The 13,867-nt window shown below is 46.1% G+C and carries 12 protein-coding genes; 5 read left to right on the forward strand and 7 right to left on the reverse strand.

All coding sequences use genetic code 11. From position 1 onward, the window contains the following. Positions 1-287: 287 nt before the first annotated feature. Complete coding sequence (locus EJO50_RS10840) at positions 288-1,070, reverse strand: MetQ/NlpA family ABC transporter substrate-binding protein (protein ID WP_125974093.1); 783 nt, start codon at positions 1,068-1,070, stop codon at positions 288-290. Between the two features lie 240 nt (positions 1,071-1,310). Here EJO50_RS10840 and EJO50_RS10845 point away from each other — a divergent pair, with 240 nt between their 5' ends. Continuing rightward, entirely contained in the window at positions 1,311-2,054 is a 744-nt protein-coding gene (locus tag EJO50_RS10845) for a YoaK family protein (protein WP_233702052.1), read from the forward strand. A 2-nt stretch (positions 2,055-2,056) separates the two neighbouring features. Here the strand turns inward: EJO50_RS10845 and EJO50_RS10850 are convergent, their stop codons facing one another. From EJO50_RS10850 to EJO50_RS10870, 5 genes are all read right to left on the reverse strand, one after another. Further along, positions 2,057-3,163, reverse strand: coding sequence for a VanZ family protein (locus EJO50_RS10850; RefSeq protein WP_125974095.1), 1,107 nt, complete (start codon positions 3,161-3,163; stop codon positions 2,057-2,059). 46 nt (positions 3,164-3,209) lie between these two features. Continuing rightward, entirely contained in the window at positions 3,210-4,268 is a 1,059-nt protein-coding gene (locus tag EJO50_RS10855; RefSeq protein WP_125974097.1) for an ABC transporter substrate-binding protein, read from the reverse strand. Positions 4,269-4,448: 180 nt separating this feature from the next. Next, positions 4,449-5,222, reverse strand: a complete 774-nt coding sequence (locus EJO50_RS10860) for an ABC transporter permease (RefSeq protein WP_125974099.1) — start codon at positions 5,220-5,222, stop codon at positions 4,449-4,451. Position 5,223: 1 nt separating this feature from the next. Beyond that, complete coding sequence (locus tag EJO50_RS10865; RefSeq protein ID WP_125974101.1) at positions 5,224-6,150, reverse strand: ABC transporter permease; 927 nt, start codon at positions 6,148-6,150, stop codon at positions 5,224-5,226. Positions 6,151-6,159: 9 nt separating this feature from the next. Continuing rightward, a complete protein-coding gene (locus tag EJO50_RS10870; protein ID WP_125974103.1) occupies positions 6,160-7,248 on the reverse strand; it encodes an ABC transporter ATP-binding protein in 1,089 nt (362 codons plus the stop codon). A 675-nt stretch (positions 7,249-7,923) separates the two neighbouring features. Between EJO50_RS10870 and EJO50_RS10875 the strand changes: the two genes are divergently transcribed. The 4 genes from EJO50_RS10875 (at position 7,924) to EJO50_RS10890 (ending at position 12,560) form a co-directional block, all read left to right on the forward strand. Next, positions 7,924-9,261, forward strand: a complete 1,338-nt coding sequence (locus tag EJO50_RS10875; RefSeq protein ID WP_125974105.1) for a cyclic di-GMP phosphodiesterase — start codon at positions 7,924-7,926, stop codon at positions 9,259-9,261. Then, complete coding sequence (locus EJO50_RS10880) at positions 9,258-10,802, forward strand: putative bifunctional diguanylate cyclase/phosphodiesterase (protein ID WP_125974107.1); 1,545 nt, start codon at positions 9,258-9,260, stop codon at positions 10,800-10,802. Before EJO50_RS10875 ends, EJO50_RS10880 begins: the two co-directional genes overlap by 4 nt. A gap of 49 nt (positions 10,803-10,851) precedes the next feature. Further along, entirely contained in the window at positions 10,852-12,171 is a 1,320-nt protein-coding gene (locus tag EJO50_RS10885) for a deoxyguanosinetriphosphate triphosphohydrolase (protein ID WP_125974109.1), read from the forward strand. A gap of 95 nt (positions 12,172-12,266) precedes the next feature. Then, positions 12,267-12,560, forward strand: a complete 294-nt coding sequence (locus EJO50_RS10890; protein WP_125974111.1) for a hypothetical protein — start codon at positions 12,267-12,269, stop codon at positions 12,558-12,560. Between the two features lie 199 nt (positions 12,561-12,759). Here EJO50_RS10890 and EJO50_RS10895 read toward each other — a convergent pair whose 3' ends face one another. Further along, the gene (locus EJO50_RS10895; RefSeq protein WP_125974113.1) at positions 12,760-13,356 is read right to left on the reverse strand and encodes an OmpW/AlkL family protein; all 597 of its coding nucleotides are present in this window, start codon (positions 13,354-13,356) and stop codon (positions 12,760-12,762) included. Positions 13,357-13,867: the final 511 nt, after the last annotated feature.

Below are 13,867 nucleotides of genomic sequence, written 5' to 3' on the forward strand. Positions count from 1 at the left end.
TATAACAAAATACCTTTTATTAAAAAATAAAACACTAAATCTTCAAGCACAAAAAAGACGGCATTTCACGAAAAAGTAAATTTAAAATTACAAAGCTACGCTCAATAATATGCCACGTAGCCCGGGCGATATCCAATCCTATCAACTTAAAAACGGCATCGTAGGATGCGGCTTTAGCCGCGAATATTTTAAAAGCAGCGCTTTCGCGGCTAAAGCCGCTCCTACAAAAATATCTAAAATCATGCTTTTTCTCTACGTTGATAGGATTGAGGCTGTATCCTCTGCAATTAAAATGCCGGAACTACTGCGCCTGCATATTTACCTTCAATAAAAGTCTTAACCTGCTGGCTGGTTAAAGCTGCAGCTAATTTTTTAATAGCAGTACTATCTTTATTATCCGGACGGGCCACCAGATAATTCACATAGGGCGAGCTGCGATCTTCCAGAGCTAATGAGTCTTTAAGCGGATTTAGCTTGGCTTCCAATGCATAATTAGTATTAATTAGTGCCAAATCAACCTGATCCAATACCCGCGCCAGCATGGCGGCATCCAGCTCTTTAAACTTTAATTTCTTCGGGTTTTCAATAATGTCTTTAGGGGTTGATAAAGCATTCTTTGCATCTTTCAGTTTTAATAGACCTGATTTTTGCAGCAGTAATAAAGCACGGCCGCTATTGCTGCCTTCGTTTGGAATAGCAATCGTTGCACCATTTGGTAAGTCTTTTAATAATTTATATTTGCGTGAGTAAGCGCCAAACGGCTCTATATGCACACCTGCTACAATCACCAGATTTGTGCCCTTACCTTTATTAAAATTATCTAAATAAGGCTTAGTCTGAAAGTAATTGGCATCAATATTTTTTTGATCAACTTGTAAATTAGGCTGCACATAATCAGTAAAAACTTTAACTTGTAAATCAACACCTTCTTTAGCTAATTGGGGTTTAAGCAGTTCCAAAATTTCAGCATGAGGAACAGCTGTTGCAGCAACAGTGAGTTTTTCTGCCGCCTGGGCAAACCCGGTTGCCAGTAAAGCAGCCAGGGTACTAAGAACCAGTGTTTTTTTCATTTCAATTCCTTCTTTATTGTGCGGGGCTAAAGCCGAATGTCTTGATTTGCCTGAAGTCTAACAAGCATTATTCGCACAAAAAAGAAATATTAAATAACTTATATATAACAAAACAAACTATTAACCGATTTTAGAAGATAATCCCAAATGCATATTGATCGACCCACAAAAGCATGCAAGGATACATCTTGGCAAACGAAATCATAAAGGCGAGTACAATCAAGGCTCTATAAGGATTGAATGACCGTTATGCCCCTTCACTACCTCCGCACCCTTACCGCCCCAGAACGTACCGACAGCAATAATCTACACCTTGGAATTACCCTCTGCTTTGTTGCAGGCGCGACCAACGCAGGAGGTTTTTTGGCCGTTGGCCAGTATACATCGCATATGACGGGAATTTTATCGGGGCTGGCCGATAACTGGGTGCTGGGCAAGCCCTCCCTGATCATTGCTGCTGTAGCCAGTTTACTAATGTTTATGGCAGGAGCCATTGCGTCGACCCTGCTGATAAACTGGGCACGCCGCCGGGGTAGCCGCAGCCTATATGCGGAGCCCCTGATGCTGGAGGCCTTGCTCTTACTCTGTTTTGGCCTGCTGGGCGGCCAGCTTGACTCTCACTCGGGCAGCCTGATTTCCCTTACCATGCTACTGCTGTGCTTCATTATGGGCCTGCAAAACGCCATCATTACCAAGATTTCCAAAGCGGTAATTCGCACGACCCACCTGACGGGCCTCATCACCGATATCAGCATCGAGCTTGGGCGGCTATTTTATTGGAACCGCAATCCCGGCGCCTCCGCCCATATTAAGGTGCTGTGCGATCGTAAACACCTCAAAGTACAAAGCAGTCTGGTCATGGCATTTTTTTGTGGCGCAGTACTGGGAGCCTATGGCTTTAGCCATTTGGGCTTTAGCTCAACTATTTTTCTGGCATTTATTCTGGCACTTCTTGCAATCGGGCCACTGATTAAAGATTTTTAGCTCTACCAGGATTCTTCACGCGGCGCACGAACAGCCAGCCACAGCAGCAGGGCAATAGCGCCATAAGGCCACAAATCACTAATAACCGCCGACAGGCCATTAAAGTGCAGCAAGTGCCCGTAATGCCAGCGAAATAGCGGCAAGGTAGCAGATAACTGTGGCGTCAATGGCCACAACCAGCTAATCACCAGAGCAAAAGCCAGCGCCAGCGCACCAACTAAGGCTCTCCACCGCCGGTTCAGACGCCAGAGCAGCACCAGGGCCAGCGTGCCCAATGCGCCTCCCACCACAATATTGATATTGATCCAGGCAAAGAACTGCGCGGGTTTAAGCAGTAAGCCCGCAAAGCCCAGCTTGAGCAGCAGGGCGGTCAACAGAGTAAAGCGAATTGCCTTAGGGCTTTGCCAGGTATGGCGCACCAAAACCGACACAAACAATGCCACCCCCAGAAAGTGCAGCATCATGCCACCGCCTTCCAGCAATCTTAAAAAAAGCTTGGCATTTTGTAATGGCGATTCAAAAGGCTGGGGTAAGCCGGGAAATTCAACCACCACACCCAGAAAAGGCTGTGACGGGTCCAGTTGAGTAATAAACCACAAAACCAGCCAAGTGATGCCCCACTCCACAGCCGGACCCGGCGCAAACCAAGCATGACGAGCGGCCAGCCAGCGGTTTTGCCAGTAACGATGCCCTAAAATAAGCGCTAATAGCACACCAAGAAAGGCACCAAAACTATTGCTTAAAATATCTAAATTAGACGCTACGCGGCCAGGCAAAAATTGCTGAATAAACTCAACTGTCGATGATAAAACCAAACCCGACAATGCCGCTAAAAAACTGCCATAGCGAAGATGACGAAAAGAAATGGCAAGGCTAAAACCCAGGGGTAAATAAGCCAGCACATTAACCGTATTATCGAAGAAGGTGAAGTAATAAGGCAGAGGATAGGCAAAAAACGCCCAGACCGGTTCCCCTGTAAAACGCCAGCCACTAAAAGGATAAAGGCTGATCACCAGAATCACCAGCACCGAGCAAAAAGCAATATACCGAGGCACTCTAGTCGGGGCAATTTGCCGGGAAAGATAACTGATGGTGAGGAAATGTTTCATTCAAAAAAAGGGAGAGCCACACTCTTGCAGCCCTCCCCGATGCCCATTATTTAGAGGTTTTAACCTGAGTCCACAGGCGGCTTAAATCACGGCGTTGCTTGGCATCAAGCGGCTTAAGTTGCTGCAGTTTTTTTAACGCTGCATCATCCGGAAATACCGCAGTATTCTTTTTCATTTCAGCATTTACAAAAGGTGCAGCTGCGCTATTTGGATTGCCCGTCCCCACCATATTAGTCAGCTCGCTAGAATTTTTGCCCTCCAGCATAAAGTTAACAAATTTATGCGCGAGATCCGGGCGGGGTGCGGACTTTAACAGCATCATATTATCCACAGACAGGGTGTTCCCTTCCTTTTGCAGGCCATAGCTGATACTAAAGGCTCGCTTGGCGGTTTTAGCATCGGTTGCAGCCTGGAACATATCACTAGAGTAACCATGAGCTACCCAGATATTACCCAGGGTTAATTCCTTGATATAACTTTGTGAATTAAATGCTGCCCAGAAAGGCTTGGCCTTGATAATGGTTTCCTGCGCTTTTTTCCACTCTTCCGGCTTAGTGGAGTTTGGGGAAAAACCGTTATACATCAAAGATGCCGCAAATAATTCATTCGCATCATCAAGAACCGTTACCTTGCCTTTAATTTTAGCCAATACTACCGGATCAAAAATCACGGACCATGAATTTGGCTCAATACCCAGCTCTTTTAGCTTGGTTTGATTAAAGCCCAGCAAAGTCGTGGTAAAAGAATAAGGCAAAGAGAACTGATTACCCGGGTCAAACTGGCTATTTAAAAATGTTGGACTCACATTTTTGATATTAACAAGTTTGGATTTATCCAGCGGCTGCACCATACCCTGCTTAATCAGAGGGGGCATTGCAAACCCGGTAGGCACAACCACATCATAGCCTTTAGCACCGGCGCTCAGTTTAGCCAGCATCTCCTCCATTGCACCATAATAATCTTGTACCACCCGACATTTACATTCTGCCTGAAAACGTTTAACCGTTTCTGGCGCAATATAATTGTTCCAGTTATAAATGTGGAGCACGTCTTCGGCATTTGCCACGCTGGCAGCCAATAAAAACGTGAACAATAATTTCTTCATGTCTCAAATACTCCAAGACGGTTAAATTAAAAAGACCCGCTGATTATGCCCTGTTTTACGCAATCTATTTCCAGCACCAGTACAAATATTACGGATATAGCATCAGCATAAAAAACCAGCTCATCCGCACATTAAATGACACTGGCGTCGCAAAGGCAGATCATGCCCGCCTCAGCCAAATTACTTCGCTCTTAAAGCTCCGGGAGCCAATTTTCCGGCAATCAAAATCAAGGCCAAAGTCAGCAGCATCAACAATGTGGAAATCGCATTTACTTCCGGCGTTACGGCGATTCTGATCATGGAGTAAATTTGCAGCGGCAAGGTAGAAGCGCCCGCTCCTGCCGTAAAAAAGGTAATCACAAAATCATCAATCGATAAAGTGAATGCCATCAAAGCACCAGCAATAATCCCCGGCATAATTAAAGGCATAGTAATTAAATAAAATGCCTGTAATGGTGTGGCTCCCAAATCTCGTGCAGCCTCTACCAACGCTTCATCCATACCCTGCAGGCGCGAGCGCACCACAATTGCTACAAAACCAATACAGAAAGCGATATGCGCCAGTGCGACCGAAAACAAACCCAATGTCATATTTAGCATGACAAAAAACATTAATAGCGAAACGCCCATTAAGATTTCAGGAATAGCAATCGGGGTGAGCACTAAAACCGGTAACAGGCGCAGCTTGTATTTATACATCGCCATACCCGCTAAAGTACCGAAAATAGTGGCAAAAACACTGGTAATCACACCAATCAATAAAGAGTTACGAGCTGCAAGCAGCATCTGCTCATTATTAAATAAAATGCGATACCACTTAAACGTAAACCCAACCCATTCGGCATTTAAGCGTGAATCATTAAAGGAATACACCACCACGATCACAAGCGGTAAATACAAAAAGCCATAGGTTAATAAGGCCACTGCCCATAGCCATTTATTTTGCTTAGTCATGTTATTTTTTCCTTCCACGACTAATCAAGGTCGCTAATACCGCCAGCAGCAGCACACCCCCCGTGAGCATAATCGACAAAGTTGAACCAAAGGGCCAGTCACGGCTATCCAGGAACTGCTGTTTAATTAAATTCCCCACCATAATGCCATCGGTGCCCCCCACCAGATCAGGCACGGCAAACATACCAAGAGCCGGAATAAACACGAGAGCGGCACCAGCCCAAACACCGGGCAGAGAAAGCGGCCAGGTAATTCTCCAGAAACGCTGCCAGGCCGATGCACCTAAATCCTGTGCAGCAGCAAGCAGTGCCATATCGTGCTTTTCCAAATTTGCATAGAGCGGCAAGACCATAAACGGTAAATGCACATAGACCAGCACCACAATCACCGCAAAATGGGTAAATAGAAACTGCTGCGGGCCAATACCAAACCATGCTAATACGCTGTTTACCGTCATGGCAAAATAGCCCTGAGGTCCCAGAATAATCATCCAAGCATAAACACGGATTAGAAAATTACTCCAGAAAGGCAAAATCACCAATAATATGAGTAAATCACGGTATTTCTTTGGACTACGCGCAATCAGCCATGCCAACGGATAAGCCAGAATAATACAAAATAGTGTTGTTAAACCTGCGTACCAGAATGACTTAACAAATAATTCAACGTAAACGCCGTCTTCAAAAAAACGACTGAAATTTTCCAGCGTCAGAAAATCACGCCAGTTTTGTGAATTAATTAAAAGCGTACGCACACCAGTATCAGGGTGGATATCCACCAGCGGCATCAGACCGCCATATTCGCCTGGAAAACGAAACGCCGAGAAAATCATGATCAGCGTAGGGATGGCAAAAAAGATCAATAAGTACAAAAGAGGCGGGCCAGAAATTAGCCACTTCGCCAGACCGGGCGATTTTACTTTGGACATCTCGCCCCCTTAAGACAGCAAAAAGTGGCCGGCGTCATAACGCCATGCCAGCTCTACTGCATCATTGTCATCAAAGAATTTGGCGCGACCCGCTGCAGAATTAGGCAACATGGCTTCAACCAGGATGCCATTATCTAATTTCACGATATAAATGGTAACGTCCCCAAGATAGAGGCAGTTTTCAACCGTTCCCTTAAAGTGCACTTCATCTGCATCTGTATTATCCAAGCTGGCTGCCAGCTTAATTTTTTCAGGGCGTAAGCTCAGCGTGCCTTTCTGACCAACTACAGCGTCCGCAACCAAAAGAGCTTCGGCAATACCAACGCCCGCAATTTCAAGCTGCATACGGTCGTTTGAAATTGATTTAATCGTGGCATCAAGTAAATTGCACTGACCAATAAAATCGGCAACAAAGCGGCTTTTCGGATAGCTGTAAATCGTTTCAGGCGCATCCAGCTGCTCCACCTGCCCCTTATTCATTACGGCAATCCGGTGTGATAAGGCCAAAGCCTCGCCCTGATCGTGTGTCACATACACAAAGGTCACACCTACTTCTTTTTGCAGGGTGATCAGCTCCATCTGCATCTGCTCGCGCAATTTGGCATCGAGTGCAGATAAAGGCTCATCCAGCAGCAAAAGACGTGGGCGATTCACCAAGGATCGGGCAATGGCGACACGCTGACGCTGGCCACCGGATAATTCATGCGGAAACCGATGTGCGAACTCCTGCAAACGCACGTCTTCCAGAATTTCCGCCACGCGAAACTTAATCTCGGCAGCAGAAGCCTTCGCCATTTTCAAAGGAAAGGCAATATTGTCAGCCACGCTCATATGCGGAAACAGTGCGTAATTCTGAAATACGGTATGCACCGGGCGCTTTTCTGGCGGCACCAGGGACATATCTTGCCCATCGAGCAAAATAGCACCCGAATCTGGCTGCTCAAAACCAGCCAACATCCGTAAAAGCGTAGTTTTTCCACAGCCCGAAGGGCCAAGCAAAGTAAAGAATTCACCGGCTTTTACCGACAAGCTCACATGATTAACGGCAATGAAATCGCCGAAAGTTTTTACGACGTCACGGATCTCCAGCAGGGCCATAGTCTTCTCACAAAAAAACGGTCGCCATTCTAACAAAAACTTACCCCCGGGGAGTTTTTCTAAGCGCTAAAATCGGCATTTGTCATTAGTAAAATAAAACATACTCTGTGGCTTAAAAATAGTGATCAGCCCTTAACGGGCCTCTATCGGCAAGGGCAAGCCACAATATGAGCTCAGGCGCTCTTTTTTACTGATAACAAAGGATAAAACAGGCATTATTTACAAAGCATGGAAAGCAAATCGAAATACAATGGGATGTGAAGCTTCTCACCAGAAACAGCATACAAAAATATCCTCCGGCACAAATTGTGCTGGTAGCATCTGCTCCCGGTAAGAAGGCATCAACTCTGGAAGATAAATCTATTAATAAGGTTAATTAATACTAAGCTGCTTCTGTTTGATTTAGCCCCCCAAAATAGCATCCTCAAACCCTCGATAACTAAAATAGCTGCAGACAAAAAATTGGTAGCCAAATATCGCGGTAAGTGCTCCAGACATCGATGAATCATTTACAATCATGCTAATGGAGTGCTTATAAAAGGTAACTGGCACCCACTTGCAAATTAAACAAAATGACAAGAACACCTGCTTAGTTTTGCTCAACACGAGCAACATACTCCAGCTAAAAAAACGAATACACGGCCCAAAACCCTTAGCACGATAAGACCTATACAATTGGAAACACGCCTTCCCGTCTCAGCTTTACAAGCTGGCCTATTTATCAGCGAACTTGATCGCCCATGGTTAGACACGCCCTTTTTGCTGGAAGGGTTTCTGCTTGAAACCTCCGAGCAACTCGCCCAGCTCAAAGAATACTGCCAGTTTGTAACGGTTAACTTTGACCGCTCAACGGGAGGCAGGGAGCAATGGGGATTTTTAAGCGACCAAAAATCTGATAAGGAAATATTTACTCCACAGCTTCAATACCAAACTGTAGAAATTAAAAAGCAGATCTCCCTGCTCAAAGAATTGCGCCAACGTTTCGCTCTCTGGTCACAAAGAAGGAATAGTAAAACCCAGGAGCCCTACACAGAGCCACAAATTATTATTTATGCTGACAGCATACCGATTAAGAAGGAAATCCCCCAGGCTCAAGTAGTACATCGCATGGCTAGCGACGTAATAGAAGCCGCAATGGAAGCCATCAGCAAAGATTTACAGCCCAGAACAGAAGTCATCAACGACATTGTTTCCAAAATGGTTGATTCAATTATCCGCAATCCCAGCGCCCTGCTTTGGTTATCTCAACTAAAGGCCACCGACAACTACGCCTATGGTCATGCGCTCGACACCGCTGTCTATATGCTGGCCTTTGGCAGGCACCTTGGCTATCCGCAAGAAGACCTGCACAAACTGGGTTTTGCAGGCTTAATGCTTGATATTGGCAAAATGAAATTACCGGAGAATCTGCTCAAACACAGCGGTCCTTACTCGCCCAACGAGTTTTCCATAATGAAAACACACGTCAAGCACAGCCTGGATATTCTGAATCAAATTAAAGAAGTACCACTTGATGTCTACGATATGGTAGCGCGCCATCACGAGCGTATTGATGGCAGCGGCTATCCTGCCGGCTTAAAAGGCGAGAGTATTGGTTTATTTTCCTGCATGGCAGGCATCGTAGATTGCTTTACCGCCCTGACCAGCGATCGCAATCATGCCGAAACAAAGAATTCGCATACCGCCTTGCAGCTTTTATACAAGTGGAGTGATAAATACTTCCACCCGGCTCTGGTTGAGCAATTTGCCCAATGTATTGGTATTTTTCCCGTCGGCACCCTAGTTGAGCTAAGCAGTGGCGATATCGGGATCGTGGCAGGGCAAAATCGCAGCAGAAGACTCAGGCCTAAAATACTTTTAGTTTTAGGGCCAGATAAACAGCCCCACGCCCGGCCCAATCTATTGGATTTAATGGTTAATCCGGTCATGAATGCAGGCCAGGAAATCTGCATTCGCAGAGAATGGCCACAAGGAAGCTTTAATATTGATCTTCGGGAGTATTTCCTGGGATGAAAGAGAACGCCCCGGCAAATACCGATCTTGCCATCCTTGCCAGCTATCAACTTAACGAGCAATTTACTCCCCAGCTTGAAACCCTGATACAAACACACTGCCAGGCTGTAGATCAAACCCTCTACCAGGATTATTTTCAGGCTCTGATTCAGGGCAAAGCTCTTGCACTATGGTCACAGCTTAGCCCTCATGGCCTAAACCTGTCAACGCTGCTGCTACTGGGCTGGCGCGAGCTGATTTTGCAATATTTGCCCACCGAAGCCAATGCACCCATAGACCGGCTATGCCTGGCTGAGCTGGCAAAACCCCAGCAATACACGCTTTCTTCCCTGCAAACCAGCTCACCAGCCCATGGACTGGAAAATGCCAAACGACATACCCAAGCCGGACGCAGCATTGCCCTGCTCTATATCAAATTTGGCCATATTGAATCCTTATGCCCAAACACCAGCCAGCCCTTAAATGAAATGCTGCGCCAGGAAGATAGGCTTTATCCCCTAGAAAACGGCCTGCTGCTCATTCTGCCCAATATGGCAGGAGAAGGGCATTCATTACTGGCAGCCAACCGGGCACAACAACTACTCGCGCACTCTTTTACAGAGCATTCAACCAATCTACGTATTGGTATCGCCTTGTGGCCAGAGCACGGACAAACCGCCAAACAACTAATTCTGGCAGCACAGGCTGCGGCCAAACATTGCAGCAATGAAGAGCCTGCCATTTATCAAGCCAAACGGGATATTCAGGGGCGCCTGCTGGGTAAACTGGAAAAGCCACTCAGAGACGCACTGGCACAAAACCGTTTTCATCTGGCGTTTCAGCCACAGCTTCAGCCCGGCCCAAACGGCCCTTCATACAAAGGAGCCGAAGTCCTGCTGCGCTGGCAAGATGCCGAGCTTGGCGCAATCCGTCCCGATGAAGCGGTACTGGTTGCAGAACTGCTTGGCCTGATGCCGCAACTCACCCGCTGTGTCATTCACTCTGCTCTGCGAGAATTTTCCCTGCTGATCAGGCAAGGACTTAGCGGCAGTTTAAGCATCAATCTTACCCCATCCAATCTGCTTGATTCCCGCCTGGCACAAGAAGTCGAAAACGCGCTGCAGCTTTGGAATATACCGGGGGAGCGGATTATTTTTGAGATTACCGAATCGGCAGCAATCGAAGATCTGGAGGCGACAATAAACAGCCTGCAGGCACTCAAAGCACTGGGGTGCAAATTAGCACTGGATGACTTTGGTACGGGCTATGCCTCACTTTCCTACTTAAAGCGCTTACCAATTGATGAATTAAAAATTGACCAAAGCTTTATCCGCACCATCATTCAAAATGAAACAGATGCACATATCGTTGAAAGCGTCATCAAGCTAGCTCATACCCTTGGCCTGAGTGTAGTTGCTGAGGGCGTTGAAGATCAGGCCACTCTGGAGATACTGGTGTCCTACGATTGCAATTTAATCCAGGGGTATTACTTCAGCAGCCCCCTCAGCCCTGGCGACTTAATACAGTTTTGCCAGCGGTTGCAGCCTGTAAAACCCATATAACCGTAAAACAATGCTCTACAAAACCTAATATATATGAGACGGGGCAATAATGAACTGGCAGCAGCTGCTTAATGCCAAGCGACTTGGCACGGTACGAAATGATTTGTTTCCCCACGAAACAGGGCGCAGTGATTTTCATAAGGATCACGACCGGATTGTCTTTTCATCCCCTTTTCGCCGCCTGGGCCGCAAAACCCAAGTCCACCCGCTCACTGAAAATGATCACGTACATACACGGCTAACGCACTCGCTTGAAGTCAGCTGTGTAGGGCGCAGCTTAGGCGTCATTGTCGGACAAAGGTTGCAATACACCCTGCCCCAGCACATCACTCCTTACGATATTGGTGCAATCGTGCAAGCCGCCTGTCTGGCCCATGATATTGGCAATCCTCCCTTTGGCCATGCCGGAGAATACGCGATTCGCGATTGGTTTTGCCGTGATCAGCACGCCTATTTACTCCAGAATCTGAGTACCAATGAACGACTGGATTTAATGACCTTCGAAGGCAATGCCCAGGGCTTTAGGGTAGTCACCCAGCTGGAAAACCACCGTTTTGAAGGCGGCATGCGCCTCACCTACGCAACACTGGGCACCACACTGAAATACCCCTGGACCTCCAGTGATGCGACGCCCGGTGGCAAATTCAGCTGCTATCAGTCAGAGCAAAATATCCTGGAGGAAATCGCCACCGAGCTGGGCCTGCCCATGCTTGGAAAAAACCGCTGGGCCCGCCATCCGCTCTCCTACCTGATGGAGGCTGCCGATGATATTTGCTACGCCATTCTTGATTTGGAAGACGGCATAGAAATCGGCATGCTGGCCTACGAGCAGGTAGAGCCACTTCTGATTAAAATTTGCGGTGGCGAGCAAGATCTGCTTGAGCTGGAAATTGCCGCAGCCCCATCTGCCCGGCGAAAAATATCGCTATTGCGCGGCAAAGCAATCGAGCGCTGTATACATGATGTAAGCGAAACATTTATGCAGCACTACACCACCATTATGCAAGGCCAGTTTCAGGGCGATTTACTCAGCGCCACACCAAGCAGCATGCGAGATGGCATCAATGCTGCCAAACAGCTTGCCCGTGACCGGATTTTTAATGAAAGGCGAAAAATCGAAATCGAAGTAGGCTCCTTCACCTGCCTTGATATTCTGCTCAACGCCTTTTGTAATGCAGCTTACCAGCAAAAAGTATCACCACAGATGAGTTTTAGAATGAAAAGGATTCTTGATTTAATGGAATACAATGCTCCCCAAAAAGAATGGTCTCTCTATGAAAGCTACAGCCGTGTACTCGATTTTATTGGCGGGATGACAGACAACTATGCAACCTATCTAGCGCAGCAGGTAGGAGGAATGGGGCGTTGAGCGCAGAAATACCAGCCCCTCCCATCCTTTATGCAACACATCATTTTTTAATAAATCACCCAGCTTGTCCGTCTTTGCAGCAAGGAAACAGAACAATGAAAAATTTCATTCTAGCCATAGCGTGTACTCTTAGCCTAAGCGGCTGTGCCGTCGTCGCCGTCGGCGCTGCGGCAGTTAGCGTCACCAGCACAGCCGTTGGCATGGCCTGGGATGTAGGTAAGGCGGGAGTTTCAGGTGTGGCCTCCGTGGGTGGCGCGGCGATAGATGCTTTAAGCAGCAGCCCTGCACCCGCTCCCAGTTTGCCTGCCGCCGCACCGGCAGCCTATATTCCCCCCGCTCAAAACCCGGTTTCAAGTGAAGCAGAAGTACGTGCATTAAAACCTGAATAAACAAATTCCCCCGACCACAAGCCAAGCGGGTATAGCCATATACCTGCCTTGTAATTACATTGTGGCTGGCGTAATCAATTCATAAAAAAATACCGCATACTGATACTCCAGCATGCGGTATAAACTTGAAAAATATATTTACTAATCAGCCTGATTTAAATATATTTTTTGATTTGCCATTGATTCAAATGGCTTATTTTTAGAATTTTGTCCCTAAACCAAAACCAATAACCCATGGATTAATTTTCAAAGTACCTAAATCAGCTCCATTCAAACTCACATCTGTTTTAATCCAGAGCTTCTTCACGTCCACATTAATAAATATATTTTTACTTACCGCAAAGTCTGCACCAATTTGCAATGCACCGCCAAAACTATTGTTATCAATTGTTAAAGCCTGATTACCTACTTTCAAATCATTTTTATAAAAGCGGGTGTAATTCAGGCCTGCACCCACATAAGGCCGGAAAAAACTTTCAGGAGAAAAATGATATTGCAAGGTAACAGTGGGAGGCAAAACAGAAACTTTACCCAAGCTGCCAAGACTTGATGTCACTTCATGGCGAGTTGTGCCCAAGATCAATTCTGCACCAATGTTATTGGTGATCATATAGGTGAAATCCAGCTCGGCTGTCGTATCTGAATCTGCACCTACACTCAGAGTACTTAATGCACCATCGGTGCTATCTGCAGGTGCAACATTAATAACCCGCAAGCGGGCTAAAATATCACCCGGAGCCGCAAATGAAGCGACAGAAACCAAGCTCAACATAGCGGCAATCAAAGTTTTTTTCATGCTATTACTCCGGATTTTATTCAAAATAAAATTGATATCTGAGTAGATACTGGCAGGGGGTTTTTCCTTACCTAACGCCGTGCCCAGCCAAGAAGGGAGTGAAATGTAGCAAATAAAAAACGACTACATTTTGAGCCAGATCAGAAAAAACGCATTCAACAGTAAATGAACTTTTATTTTAAATAGAAAAACAGACATAAATGCTTTTTAATAATACCTGCAATAACAGCCTAATCAATAATACAAATGAGCAGAGAATCATTCACGAATAAAACCAGATTCTCTTGCTAATCACTCCAAATATACAAAATACACCCTACATCATTAAACCTACACTCAATCACAATTTACTAAAGCCGGCATCCCGTAAAACCATCAATACTACCGGCTAAATCCATACTCGCCAGTTATTTTAAACCTTTAGCACTATTTACCTAACCATATGCACAGCCCATAAGCGGTTGAATTCACACAAATTTAATTTTAAAGAATGATATATAACCCAAAACAC

Source organism: Iodobacter ciconiae, from assembly GCF_003952345.1.
In the GTDB taxonomy this organism is placed as follows: domain Bacteria; phylum Pseudomonadota; class Gammaproteobacteria; order Burkholderiales; family Chitinibacteraceae; genus Iodobacter; species Iodobacter ciconiae.